The sequence below is a fragment of the Halomonas sp. genome, assembly GCF_029263665.1.
In the GTDB taxonomy this organism is placed as follows: Bacteria; Pseudomonadota; Gammaproteobacteria; order Pseudomonadales; family Halomonadaceae; genus Halomonas.
On record NZ_JAJUFQ010000006.1, the window covers coordinates 108,588 to 121,516 of the forward strand.

The window sequence follows — 12,929 nt, forward strand, 5'->3', positions numbered from 1 at the left end:
AAAGACTGCGCAATGAAACCCTTTGCAAGGTGCTCCCCCCGTTGCTAGTTTGCACAGGTGCGTCTATGCATAGGTGGTCATCTCTTACTAACAACAAATGCCCATGAGGCATGGAGGAATGTCATGCGAGCCATGAAGCTGGCCTTGGCTGCATCGCTGTTGATCGGAGCCCAGGCTGCGGTTGCTCAGCAACAGTTGTCTGTCGCCACCGGTGGAACCGGCGGTACCTATTACCCCATTGGGGGTGGCCTTGCCGAGATGATCAAGAAACACATCGACGGCTATGATGCAGTGGCAGAAGTCACAGGAGCCTCGGTCGAGAACATGGGGCTGGTATGGCGAGGAGACTCTGACCTGGCCCTGGCCCTGGCCGATACCGTCTACCAGGGTTATACCGGCACAGGTGCCTTCGAAGGGCGCGAGCTGGATAACATTCGTGCGATTGCCTCGGTCTACCCCAATGCGGTGCAGATCGTGACCATGGCCGACTCCGATATCGAGTCCCTGGAAGACCTCAAGGGCAAGGTGGTATCTGTGGGGGCGCCAGGCAGTGGTACTGAGCTCAATGCCAAGGCACTACTGGAGTCGAACGGTATCACCTATGATGATTTCGATGCCCGTCGCCTCAACTTCAACGAAACAGCCGATGCTCTGCGTAATGGAGATATCGATGCCGGTTTCTGGAGTGTAGGGCCACCCACCAGCTCGATTCTCAACCTGGCCACCACCAATGATGTGCGTCTGATTGGCTTGAGCGATGAAGAGATTGCCAATGCCCAGAAAGACGAGCCGGTGTTTGCTGCTTACGAACTCAAGGCGAATCTGTACGAGGGAATGGACGAGCCGGTACAGACAATCAGCATCCCCAATGTGCTGATTACCAGCAGCGAGATGGATGATGAGCTGGCCTATCAACTGACCAAGATGCTGTTCGAGAAAACCGATGAGTTGATTGCCATTCACCCGGCTGCCAATGACACCACAGTGGAATTCTCCACGGCTTCCACGCCAATTCCTTTCCATGATGGTGCACTGCGCTATTACGAAGAGGTCGGGGCTGACATCCAGGACAAGCAGCGTCCGTGATGAAAGACCGTGATGAGTTGAACAGGTGTCACAGGAGGCGGGCCAAGAGGCCCGCCTTGCTGTTGCTGGTTGGCTTCGCGCTCAGTTTATGGACATGTGCCGCTGTGGCGGATGCGCAACCAGGCAAGCTGGTCATCAAGGACAGTGAAGGGCAGGCATTGATCACTCTCCCTATGCCGTCTGGCAGCGGCTGGTGCATGGCCTGGAATCACTCGGTGAAGGGCTTCGAAATTCTCGATTGTTATCGCAATGTGGCTGGCCAGATGGTACTCGAACGCAGTCACCTTCCGGATTTTGCCGCCGGGCTTGATCATATCTTCGAGCGTGGGCGTCAGCTCTCCGATGGGCATGGTGGCTACTGGATCGAAGATATCGATGAGCCGGTACCTGGTAACCACTACCGTTTGAGAGCCGGGTCGATGAAGGTAGATCACCGCTTGGTCAATCGTGATAGAGGACGCCTGGAAACCTCGATTCGTCAGGCGCGTGAAGACTGTACGGATGCACTGCCGGAATCCGTGCCCGAGGCGGTGACCCCGATCAGCATCAGTGCTCTGGCAGCCAACCAACGCGTCAGTGTGAACCTGGAAGATTGTGAAGAGGAGACATCAACGCAATGTATCTGCCCACAACAATAAATAGACTTGTGCGGTCATGCCTGTTCCAGCGAGCGCATGTCCGGGAGGAATCCTAATGAGCGCTGATGCTTCCCACTCCCCGATTGTCCCTGGCAGTGAGGCCAATCATTCTCGTCTGGTGCTATGGCTGATCACCTTGGTGGCGGTGGGGTTGTCGCTGTTTCAACTTTATTCGGCAGGGATTCAGCCGCTGGGGTTGTTCTATCAGCGCAGTATCCATCTGTCTCTGGTCATGATGTTGGCATTCCTGATGTTCCCGCTATTCGGGCCCAAGCGCTCCCGTGGGGTCATCGGAGGAATCATCGACATGGCCTTCTTCTTCGGAGCGGTGTTTACCGGTGGATACCTGGCATGGAATCTGGATGCCATCTTCAACCGTGCAGGATTCTGGACGCAAACCGACATCATGGCGGGCATCGTGGCCACCGTTACTGTGCTGGAAGCCAGCCGGCGTGCAGTTGGCCTGGGCATGACGATAATCGGCATCATTGCCATCCTGTACGCTTTTGCTGGACCTCGCGGCGAGCTGCCCTGGTTGGGTGAGTGGCTTCCGGGCATCCTGCAACATCGTGGATATAACCTGGACCGTGTCGTCGGCCAGCTCTATCTGGGGCAGGAGGGGATCTTTGGCCTGCCGATGGGGGTGGCGGCCACCTATATCTTCATTTTCGTGCTGTTTGGTGCATTTCTCGAAATCACGGGGGCGGGCAAGTTCTTTATCGATCTGGCCTACGCCGCGACTGGCCGGCAGCGTGGCGGCCCAGCCAAGGCTGCCGTGATTGCTTCTGCTGGCATGGGGTCCATTTCCGGCAGCGCCATCGCTAATGTGGTGACAACGGGCGCCTTCACCATCCCGCTGATGAAGAAGCTGGGTTACAAGCCCCACCAGGCTGGTGGCATCGAAGCCGCTGCTTCCACTGGTGGGCAGATCATGCCACCTTTGATGGGGGCTGGGGCCTTCCTGATTGCTGAGTACACCCGGGTACCTTACCTGGAGATCGTCAAGGTCAGCATTCTGCCTGCCATCATGTATTTCGGTACTGTCTACCTGTTCGTGCATATCATTGCGCTCAAGGAAGGCATGCAGGGCATGGCCAAGGAAGAACTGCCGCAGATGAGCGATGTGCTGAAAAGTGGCTGGCACTTCCTGTTGCCGCTCGCCGTGCTGGTATGGCTACTGGTGATGAACATGTCACCAATGCGAGTGGGGTTCTATGCCATTGTCTGCATGCTGCTGGTGGCCATATTGCGCTTTGCCGTGTGGTTCTTCTTTGTCGCACCGAAGGAAGGCCAGCCAGTAAATGGAGAGCGTCTGGGCACTGCCTGCCGCAATGGCCTGTTGAAACTGGTAGAAGGACTGGAACTGGGGGCCCGCAATGCAGTGGCTGTGTCCATGGCTTGCGCCGTGGCCGGCATTATCGTCGGTATCGTTGGCCTTACGGGGTTGGGACTCAAGTTCTCTGCCATGATGATGGCGTTTTCCGGCGGTCACCTGTTGCTGGCCCTGGTCATGGTGCTGCTGGCCAGCCTGGTGCTGGGAATGGGCCTACCGGTGACGGCGGCGTATATCGTGCTGATCGTGCTGGTGGGGCCGGGATTGTCCAATGAGTTCGGTGTTCCGTTGATCATCGCGCACCTGGTGGTGTTCTGGTATTCCCAGGATTCCAACGTCACGCCTCCCATTGCCCTGGCGGGGTTCGCGGGGGCGGCAATTGCCGGTGCCAAGCCGATGGCGACCAGCTTCCAGGCCTGGAAGTTTGCCAAGGGGCTCTATCTGGTACCGTTGTTCATGGTCTATAACCCCGAGATCATCATCGGTGGCCCGGTCTATATCCTGGTCTGGAAAGCCATCACCGGGATCCTGGCGCTTGCCGCTTTTGCCGCTGTTCTGGAAGGCTATCTATTTGACCGCATACCCATCTGGCAGCGTGTACTGCTGTTGCCGGCCATCATCGGCGTCTTTACTCCCTCGTTGGTCTACGATGTCGCCGGTGCTGCGGTAATGCTGCTGATCATCGTGGCCAACTGGTGGCAGACGCGGGCCAAGGCTTCTACCGCATAGACAGGAGGGTAGCAGCACCATGAAAGCCTCCATGCCTGATGGCATGGGGGCTTTTTACATGAAGTCTTTGTTCGGGGCGATTAAAGGAGGGCGTCGGGATCACTGTGCGGGGGTGTCGTTGCTCCCATCCACGGCAGGTTGCTCTGGGTTCTGCGCATCCACGGATTGCTCGCTGATGGCATCCAGGTTTTCAGCAGCTTCCACTTCTTCCTGTGTGGGCTCATCACCACTGGACAGCAGTTGCTCCTGAGCCTGTTGCAGACTTGCTCCCTGAGCCTGTCCGTTGGCGCCTACCGGGTGCAGGACAATGGCAACCTCGCTTTGGTCGGCATCGCTGCCAACACTGACCAGATAGGCATCGGTGGTGGTCCATTTCAGCTCGCCATTGGCGTCGCGAATTTCAGCGCGGAGGATATGGCGATGGCTGGGGTCTACCTCATCACTTGCATAATCCAGATGAAAATCCGCGGAGCTCTGGTCCATGTCGACACGGGTTTCCGCGATGACCTTTGCGGGGGCATCAGCCAGTGTCACATCATTCAGGCTGACAACGACCTGGGCGTCATCCGCTAGAGACTGGTCGCTGTTAGCGAGGCTCAAGGTGCCGGTCAGAGTCTGCTCATGGTTCGCTTGACCGGCACTGGCAGTGTTGCTGTCCGAGGTCTTTTCGGCATTGCCGTCACCACAGCCGGCCAAGGCCAGGCTGGTTGACAGGGCGGCAATGAGCAACAGGGAGCGTTTCATGGGCTCTCTCCTTGAAAATCGGTAAATACTGTCTGTCGTCATATCGATTCATGCCGCAATGTGGATGCACCCTATCAGATGAATGGGGATAAAGGGCGAACATTACTGTCGTTCTGCGGCGACATGCATCGTGGGAGAGGTAGTCGTCCCTCGGCTCTGCTAGACTATGCCGCTTCTCATTCGTTCACTCGTTGCGGCAAAATTTTTTATCATTGCCGCTATCTGTCGTTTTCCGAGGAGCAGCAGATGCCATCAACAAGCCCGTCACCCCGTGTTGGTGTGATCATGGGATCCAAATCAGATTGGCCAATCATGGAACATGCAGTTTCCATGCTGGAGCGCCTTGGGGTGCCTTATGAGACCCGAGTGGTGTCTGCTCATCGAACGCCGGATCTCCTGTTCGAGTATGCCAAGACCGCGGCGGATCGAGGGTTGCAGGTGATTGTGGCCGGTGCTGGTGGTGCTGCTCATCTCCCAGGAATGGTGGCTTCCCAGACGGCTCTGCCTGTTCTTGGGGTGCCGGTAGAATCGAAGTCCCTGAAGGGGCTGGATTCCTTGCTCTCCATCGTTCAGATGCCTGGAGGCATTGCGGTCGGGACCTTGGCCATTGGCAAGGCCGGGGCAACCAATGCAGGGCTGTTGGCTGCTCAGATCGTCGGACTTGGTGATGCCGGGATACGCAGCGCGGTGGAAGCTTTCCGTGCCGAACAGACACAAACGGTACTCGACAATCCCGATCCTAGCCAGCCGTAAGCAAGTTGCGTGAGGATGTTGTGTGAGGATAAAGCAATGAAGATTGGCGTTCTCGGTGCAGGCCAGCTTGGCCGCATGTTGGCATTGGCGGGATACCCGTTGGCCAACCAGTTCACTTTTCTGGATACCACGGGGCACCCGAGCGCTGGTATCGGTGATGTGATGATTGATACCGACCACAAGCACCTGGAAGCATTTCTCTCCCAGGTTGATCTGGTGACCTACGAGTTTGAGCATCTTCCCGTGGCCCTGGTCCAGGACATCGAGTCCGAGAAGCCGGTTTATCCCTCCAGTGAAGCGATTCGAATTTGCCAGAACCGTGCTGAGGAAAAGGCATTGTTCGATCGCCTGTCGATTCCCACTCCGGACTACCGTCTGGTGGACAGTGCCGAGGCTCTGGAACAGGCCGCTCGAGAGCTAGGGACTCCAGTCGTTGCCAAGTCCATCACTGAAGGCTATGACGGCAAAGGGCAGGCGGTTCTACGCGATCCGTCCGAGGCGACAGAAGCCTGGCAGCGCATCAATCATCCGCGCCTGATCGTGGAATCATTCGTCGACTTTGTCCGTGAAGTTTCCATCATCGCTGTGCGTGGTCGTGACGGCCAGGTGGTGTTCTATCCCATGGCCGAAAATGTCCATGTAGATGGTATCCTGCGCTATTCACTGGCTCCCATGCCGGATCTGGATGATGCCGTTCAGCATACGGCTGATGGTTATATCCGGGCGTTGCTGGATGAACTCGATTATGTCGGTGTTCTGACGCTGGAACTCTTCCAATGCGCCGATGGCAGCCTGCTGGCCAATGAAATGGCTCCGCGAGTGCACAATTCGGGGCATTGGAGCATGGATGGTGCCGTGACCAGCCAGTTCGAGAATCATCTACGTGCGATTCAAGGGTTGCCGCTGGGCGATACCAGCGCGCGTATGCCGACCTGCATGATTAATGTGATCGGTCGCGAGGCAGACCCGGCTGCAGTATTGGCCATTGAAGATGCTCACCTGCATCGTTACGACAAGAGCGAGAGAGCAGGGCGCAAACTGGGCCATATCAATCTGGTTGCTCCGACGCATGAGGCGCTGCTGGAAAAGGTTCGCGCCTGTGCAACACTTGTGCCGGATGCTCCTGCGCCACGCTTCAGTTTCGAAGGAAAGGAGTAAGCTACGGGCTACGAGCCAAGAGCCAAGAGCAGTAAAGGAATCCGGCCCCAATCAGGGGCCGGATGTGTATCGGGCCACTGGGCAACGGCTCGGCATTGAGCTGCTCGTGGCTTGATACTGCTGTTTATCCCATCAAGACCCAACTGGCCGTTCCACCACCGATGATCAGCAGCATGAACAGGATCAGGGCCAGCAGGAAAGGCTTTACTCCCAGTGCCTTGAGCTTTTCCATGCGCGTATTGAGTCCCAGGGCGGCCATGGCCATGGTCAGGGACAGTTGCCCCACCAGCACGAGCCCATCATGTAGCCCGGCGGGAATCACCTCCAGGCTGTTGACGCCGACCATGACGATGAAGCCCAGGGCAAACCAGGGAATCACCAGTTTTCCCTTCTCGGCTACCTGACCGGCATCTGCAGACGCGCTTGCCGCAGCATGATGACGTAACCACCATTGACCTACGATCAACAGGAAGGGGACCAGCAGCATCACCCGGACCAGCTTGACGATGACGGCATTGGCCAGTGCGGTGGGGCCTACGGCATCACCTGCGGCGACGACCTGGGCAACTTCATGGATGGTGGCACCGATATAGACACCGAACAGGCCTTCATTCATGCCCAGCCACGGGTACATCATCGGGTACAGCAGCATGGCCAGTGAGCCGAACAGAACGACGGTAGCCACTGCCATGGAAGCGGCGGCAGGGCGGGAGCGAATGGTGGATTCTGTGGCCAGGACGGCTGCGGCACCGCAGATGGCGCTGCCGGCACAGGTCAAGAGTGTCGTTTCGCGATCCATGCCCAGCAGACGAGTGCCAATCATGTAACCGGCGATCAGGATGCTGGTGATCACCAGTGCATCGAGCAGCAAGACCTTGGGGCCAAGGTCCAGCACTTGAGTAAAGGTCAGTGACAGACCAAACAGCACGATGCCACCGCGCAATAGCCAGCGAGTGGCAAAGGCCAGTCCTGGCTGCGCGACCTCGAGTGTCTGCTTGAGAGGCAGGTTGCCGACGATGATCCCGAGCAGCAAGGCAAAGACCAGAGGGCTGACACCGCTGGCGGCAATGAACGGCACTTTGGCCAGCCCGAAGCCGAGCAAGGTGAGCAGTGCACAGAACAGCAGCCCTTTTGACATGTTGGTAGCCCCTCGATGATGGATGAGCTCAGTCTAGGGTTGCTTATGCCAAATTATTATCAGTAAATAACGAATCCACTCTTCGGTAAAACCGATATGCGATCTCACATCACTCTGCGTCAACTCGAGATCTTTGTTGCTGTCGCCCGGCTAGGAACCGTCAGCGCCGCGTCTCAACGTCTCAGCCTGTCCCAATCGGCCACCAGCCAGGGGTTATCCGACCTTGAGCATCAACTGGGAGTACCGCTGTTCGAACGTCCAGGGAGACGCTTGTCCCTGAATGACATGGGGCATCGCCTACTGCCTCGTGCCGAGCAACTACTGGATGGACTGGCGGACTTTGTTGCGGCTGCCGAGGAGCCAGGGGATAACCTGCACGGTACCTTGGTGATTTCGGCCAGTGCCACCATCGGCACTTATCTGTTGCCGCCACTGGCAGGTGAGTTCGGTTCTCTGCACCCGGGGGTGGATTTGCGCCTGCGCCTGCGCAATACCGGAGAAGTGATTTCCGATGTGCAGCGTTTCGATGCGGATCTGGGATTGATCGAAGGGCGCTGCCATGAGCCAGGACTGATCAGCGAGCCCTGGTGCGAGGATAGGATGGAAATCGTCTGTGCCCCGGGGCATCCTCTGGCCGGCAAGATGCTTGTCGAAGAGGATGACCTGGCCGCAGAGCAGTGGATTCTGCGTGAACCGGGATCGGGATCCCGCGAGGTACTGGAAGCGGCGGTCCTGCCCAGGCTGATACGTCTCAGGGTGCGTATGGAATTGGGACAGCATGAGGCAATAAAGCAAGCGGTGGCAGCGGGATTGGGGCTGGGGTGTCTGTCGCGCTTGAGTGTACGTGGCGAGCTGGAGAGAGGAGAGCTCAAGGCGCTGCCTCATGATCTGCCCCTGACACGTCATTTTTCCCTAGTGTGGCACTCGGATCGCTATCGCAGTCCGGCGTGGCAGGCGTTCAAGGTGTTTCTGGGAGAACGGCGACCAGGGGCATCTTGTCCAGACGAGGAGCAGGAAGGGAGCAAGAGAAAAGAGAAGGGGAGTGAGGCATGATCCTCACTCCCCTTGCTGGCGTCGTGTCTTGTCTTCTAGAGGCTAGACTCAGGGATACGCAGCGTTGCCGGTCCACAGCAGAATGGCGGCGATGACGGCAAAGTGCCCTGGATACCAGGCCAGCCATAGACGACGGGGCATCTTTATTGTTGCTTCTGGCACCATGCGATGAACGCCGGACGCCATCAGCAGTACACAGAAGGTGGTGGCAACGGTAATGGATTTGGCCATGTCAGAACTGTTCATCATTCCGGCAATGGCAAGTATCGGCAGGCAGGCAGCAACCGCTTCCAGACGTTCCAGCATGCTGTTTCCACCACGGTGAAGCTGGCGCACAGCAAGCATGAAGAATGGCACCAGCAGCAGCCCTTCATGTCCATACTCCACCCAGAAGCCTGCAATATACCAGGCGCAGGCCACGCCCAGGGTTTCCAGTGCCAGGCGTGGATAGCCCAACTGTTGGGCCTCCATGCGACGAGTCAACTGCATCAACCAGGCCCCGGCCAACAAGCCAAGGGTGAGGGTGAAGCAGATATTGAGCTGGAACAATGCTTCCCGTGGCATCAACTGATAGGGCAACTGAGCGATCAGGCCGATCACCAGGGTGCGACGTGCATAGCGAACCGGGTCCCGGGTGTTGAACAGGCCGTGCCAGGCGACCATGCCGGCAAACAGAGGGAAGGCAATGCGTCCGACGCTGCTGTCGACCCACCCCAGACCCCAGCTGTCGGTTGCCAGGTAGCGGGCCACATGGTCCAGGGTCATGGTGATCAATGCCAGCCACTGTCCCCAGCCTGTCCAGGCGGATGAAGGGCGAGCCAGAGAAGAGGCAGCAGCAGTATGGGGCATGAAGGATTCCCTGTAATGGAAGCGGTATTTCTGGAACAAGGTCTTGAGACTACTGTTCGATAGCCAAGTTCCGACTCGGTCAGGAGCCTGCCAGGCCAAGTTCCAATCCACCATTATACGGGAGCTTCTTGCTTTGCGGCGCGCTATGGCACAATACGCAGAATCCTTAGCCCGTTTGCGACCACCAGCAGGCTGGCGCCCATATCGGCGAAGACTGCCATCCACAGCGTAGCGTGGCCGGTGAGAGCGAGGGCCAGGAACACAACCTTGATGCCGATGGCCAGGCTGATGTTCTGTACCAACAGGCGCCGGGTCTCGCGTGACAGCTCCACCAGCCTTGCCAGCTTGCCGAGGTCATCGTCCATCAAGGCCACGTCGGCGGTCTCGATGGCGACATCGCTGCCAGCAACCCCCATGGCGATGCCGAGATCGGCGCGCGCCAGCGCCGGTGCGTCGTTGATGCCATCACCGACCATGGCGGTGGGAGCCTGGCGCGTCAGGTGCTCGAGATGCTGCAGCTTGTCCTCGGGCAGCAGCTCACCATAGGCCTCATCGATGCTCAGCTGTTCGGCGATGGCCTGCACTCGTGGCTTGCTGTCGCCACTCAAGATGCTGACCTTGAGCCCCAGTTCATGCAGACGGTCAATGGCTGCCTGACTGGTGGAACGCAGGCTATCGCTGACCTGGAAGGTGGCCAGTACTTGCTCGCCGCAGCCCAGCCAGAGCGGCGCCTGAGTGGTTTGTTCATCCACCTGTGCGCCATACTCGCGAGCCATACGGGCATTACCCAACCAGATTGTCTGTCCTTCATGGATGGCGGTCATGCCTCGCCCTCCGCGCTCCTCGATTCCTTCAAGGTCGCTCAGCGGTGTGCCCCGCAGATGTTCGGTGACGGCTTTCGATATGGGGTGGTTGGAGCTGCTGGCCAGCGATAGCGCCAGGCTGGCGCACTGCTCGGCGCTCAGGGAGCCGGTAACCTGCCAGTCACTGACCTTGGGCCGTCCGATGGTCAGAGTACCGGTCTTGTCGAGCACCACCTGTTTCAGACGCTGGGCCTGCTCCAGGTGGGCTCCGCCCTTGATCAGAATTCCCTGGCGCGCCGCCGCGGCCAGGCCGCTGACGATGGTGACTGGCGTTGAGATGACCAGTGCACAGGGGCAGGCGATCACCAGCAGCACTAGGGCGCGATAGACTCCATCCAACCAGGGGCCCAGTCCCAGCACGGGCCAGGCGATGGCGGTGGCGAGGGCAAGGATGAAAACACCGGGGGTATAGATGGCCGCGAAGCGGTCGATCATGCGCTGGGTTGGTGCACGGCTCGCCTGGGCCTGTTCCACGGCGTGGATGATGCGCGCCAGGGGGGTATCCGACGCCACACGGGTAGCTCTGTACTCCATATCGCCGTTGAGATTGATGCTGCCGGCATGGACCTGGTCGCCGGGTTGCTTGTCGCGGGGCAGACTTTCCCCGGTGATGGCCGATTCATCCAGAGAGGGATGGCCGCGGGTAATCTCGCCGTCCAGTGCCAGTCGTTCACCGGCGCGAGCGCGCAGTAGGTCGCCGGGCTGAACGAGTTCGGCCTCGACCTCTCGCCATTCACCATCCTGCTGTTGCACTCGGGCGCGCGGTGGCGCCAGGTCGAGTAGTCCGCGAATGGCCTGACGCGCGCGGTGTAGTGAGCGCGCTTCGACATGCTCGGAGATGGTAAACAGCACAATCACCATGGTGGCTTCGGCCCAATGACCGATCAGCAGCGCACCGGTGACGGCAACACTCATTAACGCATTGATATTGAGGCTTCCCTGACGCAGGGCGACGAAGCCCTTGCGCCAGGTGTCGAGCCCGACCAGCGCAATGGCGCAGAGGGCCAGCGCCGCCAGTACCCACTGCGGCACATTTCCACCCCAATTGAGCACTTCAGCGGCCACAGCCATGGCGCCGGCAATGGCTAGCTTGGTCCATGGGATGGAGGACTGTTGCGGTGCTGTCTGCTGGTCGCGTTGTGCGCGCGGGCTCATGCCAAGTTGACGAATACGTGCCATGGCGTCGGCGGTATCAATGCCGTCATGCAGGATATCGAGTCGGCGATCGATGAACTGGAAACGCAGTTCGATGAGGCCGGGCATGTCGTCGAGGGCCTTGCGCAACTGGCGTTCCTCGCTCGGGCAGCAGAGCTCGTCAATGATCAGGACCAGTCGCTGGCTGTTCACCTGGGGTGCCGACTCGGCCGCGGTGGGAGCCTGTGAAGAACAGCATCCACCGCAGGAGCTCACTGCCGAGTCGGTATGCGCCTCGGAATGTGAAGTCTGACTGGCCATGATTTCTCTCCGTTTGCATTGGCTGGGCTGATGAAACACCCTGTAGTAGCTATAGAGTCAAGCCCCGGTGCGAGATCGATGAATAGAGACGAGATGGATAAAAGAAAGACGAGATGGATAAAGCGAGGTGAGACAGATGAAGATTGGAGAGTTGGCCAGTCGTACTGGATGCGCGGTGGAGACCCTGCGCTACTACGAAAGGGAAGGGCTGTTGCCGGAGCCGGCGCGAAGCGCCGGGAATTATCGACTCTACAGTGGCGAGCACGCTGAGCGGGTAGCGTTCATCCGCCATTGCCGTGCCCTCGATATGACGCTGGATGAGGTGCGTACGCTGCTCGAACTGCACGATCGCCCCGATCAGCCCTGTGACGAGGCTAACACTTTGATTGATGCGCACCTCCAGCACGTCGCGTTGCGGATTGACCAGCTTCAGCGCCTCGAGCACCAGCTTATCGCTTTGCGCCAGCGCTGTACGGGAAGGGGAACGACGGCGGAATGCGGCATCCTGCAGGAGCTGGCGCAGCCGGTGAAGGAAGTGGCTGCGCCAGGAGGACATGTGTCGGGGGCTCATGACGTGCGGCGTTGATTTACCGCACCAAGTGGTTCACCACTCCAGGCCCCGACGATTTTCAGTCAGAGGACGGCAACACCCAGTCCTTGCGCGGGAAGTGACAGGTGTAGCCATTGGGCAGACGCTGCAGGTAGTCCTGATGCTCGGGTTCGGCTTCCCAGAAGTCACCTACCGGCTCGATCTCGGTGACGACCTTGCCTGGCCACAGGCCGGAGGCATCGACGTCCCTGATGGTGCGTAGTGCCTCTTCCTTCTGAGCCTCGTCGACATAGTAGATCGCCGAACGGTAGGACATTCCTCGATCATTGCCCTGGCGGTTGACCGTGGTCGGGTCGTGAATCTGGAAGAAGTATTCCAGCAGGCGACGGTAGCTGATGACCTCGGGGTCGAAAATGATCTCGATGCCCTCGGCGTGCGTACCATGATGGCGATAGGTGGCATTGGGCACGTCACCACCGGTATAGCCGACACGGGTTCCCACCACACCGGGCAATTGGCGAATCAGCTCTTGCATGCCCCAGAAGCATCCACCTGCCAGTACTGCTCGCTCGTGTGCCAT

At 58.8% G+C, this 12,929-nt stretch carries 12 protein-coding genes; 7 read left to right on the forward strand and 5 right to left on the reverse strand.

The features are described 5' to 3' along the window. Window positions 1-123: 123 nt before the first annotated feature. The 3 genes from Q1K07_RS08270 to Q1K07_RS08280 are packed head-to-tail and all read left to right on the forward strand — an operon-like array spanning window position 124 to window position 3,786. A complete protein-coding gene (locus tag Q1K07_RS08270; protein ID WP_300309701.1) occupies window positions 124-1,086 on the forward strand; it encodes a TAXI family TRAP transporter solute-binding subunit in 963 nt (320 codons plus the stop codon). A gap of 56 nt (window positions 1,087-1,142) precedes the next feature. Further along, window positions 1,143-1,724 carry a DUF1850 domain-containing protein gene (locus Q1K07_RS08275; RefSeq protein WP_300309702.1) on the forward strand — a complete coding sequence of 194 codons (582 nt, stop codon included), beginning with the start codon at window positions 1,143-1,145 and terminating at the stop codon, window positions 1,722-1,724. A 55-nt stretch (window positions 1,725-1,779) separates the two neighbouring features. Further along, entirely contained in the window at window positions 1,780-3,786 is a 2,007-nt protein-coding gene (locus tag Q1K07_RS08280) for a TRAP transporter permease (RefSeq protein WP_300309704.1), read from the forward strand. A gap of 99 nt (window positions 3,787-3,885) precedes the next feature. On the opposite strand, the gene Q1K07_RS08285 is transcribed toward Q1K07_RS08280, so the two are convergent. Then, on the reverse strand, window positions 3,886-4,530 hold the full coding sequence (locus Q1K07_RS08285) for a YbaY family lipoprotein (protein ID WP_300309706.1): 645 nt from the start codon (window positions 4,528-4,530) through the stop codon (window positions 3,886-3,888). 246 nt (window positions 4,531-4,776) lie between these two features. Between Q1K07_RS08285 and purE the strand changes: the two genes are divergently transcribed. Both purE and Q1K07_RS08295 read left to right on the forward strand, forming a co-directional pair. Next, window positions 4,777-5,283 carry a 5-(carboxyamino)imidazole ribonucleotide mutase gene (purE, locus tag Q1K07_RS08290; protein WP_149286001.1) on the forward strand — a complete coding sequence of 169 codons (507 nt, stop codon included), beginning with the start codon at window positions 4,777-4,779 and terminating at the stop codon, window positions 5,281-5,283. Window positions 5,284-5,319: 36 nt separating this feature from the next. After that, window positions 5,320-6,441, forward strand: coding sequence for a 5-(carboxyamino)imidazole ribonucleotide synthase (locus tag Q1K07_RS08295; RefSeq protein WP_300309710.1), 1,122 nt, complete (start codon window positions 5,320-5,322; stop codon window positions 6,439-6,441). Between the two features lie 124 nt (window positions 6,442-6,565). Here the strand turns inward: Q1K07_RS08295 and Q1K07_RS08300 are convergent, their stop codons facing one another. Continuing rightward, a complete protein-coding gene (locus Q1K07_RS08300) occupies window positions 6,566-7,579 on the reverse strand; it encodes a YeiH family protein (protein WP_300309712.1) in 1,014 nt (337 codons plus the stop codon). Window positions 7,580-7,675: 96 nt separating this feature from the next. Between Q1K07_RS08300 and Q1K07_RS08305 the strand changes: the two genes are divergently transcribed. Then, window positions 7,676-8,632, forward strand: coding sequence for a LysR substrate-binding domain-containing protein (locus Q1K07_RS08305; RefSeq protein ID WP_300309714.1), 957 nt, complete (start codon window positions 7,676-7,678; stop codon window positions 8,630-8,632). Between the two features lie 48 nt (window positions 8,633-8,680). Here the strand turns inward: Q1K07_RS08305 and Q1K07_RS08310 are convergent, their stop codons facing one another. Further along, entirely contained in the window at window positions 8,681-9,481 is an 801-nt protein-coding gene (locus tag Q1K07_RS08310; protein WP_300309716.1) for a TraX family protein, read from the reverse strand. Between the two features lie 143 nt (window positions 9,482-9,624). Further along, window positions 9,625-11,799 carry a cation-translocating P-type ATPase gene (locus Q1K07_RS08315; protein ID WP_300309718.1) on the reverse strand — a complete coding sequence of 725 codons (2,175 nt, stop codon included), beginning with the start codon at window positions 11,797-11,799 and terminating at the stop codon, window positions 9,625-9,627. A gap of 136 nt (window positions 11,800-11,935) precedes the next feature. Here Q1K07_RS08315 and cadR point away from each other — a divergent pair, with 136 nt between their 5' ends. Beyond that, on the forward strand, window positions 11,936-12,385 hold the full coding sequence (gene cadR / locus Q1K07_RS08320; RefSeq protein WP_300309720.1) for a Cd(II)/Pb(II)-responsive transcriptional regulator: 450 nt from the start codon (window positions 11,936-11,938) through the stop codon (window positions 12,383-12,385). A gap of 43 nt (window positions 12,386-12,428) precedes the next feature. Here the strand turns inward: cadR and msrA are convergent, their stop codons facing one another. Further along, entirely contained in the window at window positions 12,429-12,929 is a 501-nt protein-coding gene (gene msrA / locus Q1K07_RS08325; protein WP_300309722.1) for a peptide-methionine (S)-S-oxide reductase MsrA, read from the reverse strand.

Coding starts and splice junctions, on each gene's coding strand:
- Q1K07_RS08310 (WP_300309716.1), bottom strand. CDS start 9,481: ATGCCCCATACTGCTGCTGCCTCTTCTCTGGCTCGCCCTTCATCCGCC.
- Q1K07_RS08295 (WP_300309710.1), top strand. CDS start 5,320: ATGAAGATTGGCGTTCTCGGTGCAGGCCAGCTTGGCCGCATGTTGGCA.
- Q1K07_RS08300 (WP_300309712.1), bottom strand. CDS start 7,579: ATGTCAAAAGGGCTGCTGTTCTGTGCACTGCTCACCTTGCTCGGCTTC.
- msrA (WP_300309722.1), bottom strand. CDS start 12,929: ATGGCACACGAGCGAGCAGTACTGGCAGGTGGATGCTTCTGGGGCATG.
- Q1K07_RS08285 (WP_300309706.1), bottom strand. CDS start 4,530: ATGAAACGCTCCCTGTTGCTCATTGCCGCCCTGTCAACCAGCCTGGCC.
- Q1K07_RS08305 (WP_300309714.1), top strand. CDS start 7,676: ATGCGATCTCACATCACTCTGCGTCAACTCGAGATCTTTGTTGCTGTC.
- Q1K07_RS08270 (WP_300309701.1), top strand. CDS start 124: ATGCGAGCCATGAAGCTGGCCTTGGCTGCATCGCTGTTGATCGGAGCC.
- cadR (WP_300309720.1), top strand. CDS start 11,936: ATGAAGATTGGAGAGTTGGCCAGTCGTACTGGATGCGCGGTGGAGACC.
- Q1K07_RS08280 (WP_300309704.1), top strand. CDS start 1,780: ATGAGCGCTGATGCTTCCCACTCCCCGATTGTCCCTGGCAGTGAGGCC.
- Q1K07_RS08315 (WP_300309718.1), bottom strand. CDS start 11,799: ATGGCCAGTCAGACTTCACATTCCGAGGCGCATACCGACTCGGCAGTG.
- purE (WP_149286001.1), top strand. CDS start 4,777: ATGCCATCAACAAGCCCGTCACCCCGTGTTGGTGTGATCATGGGATCC.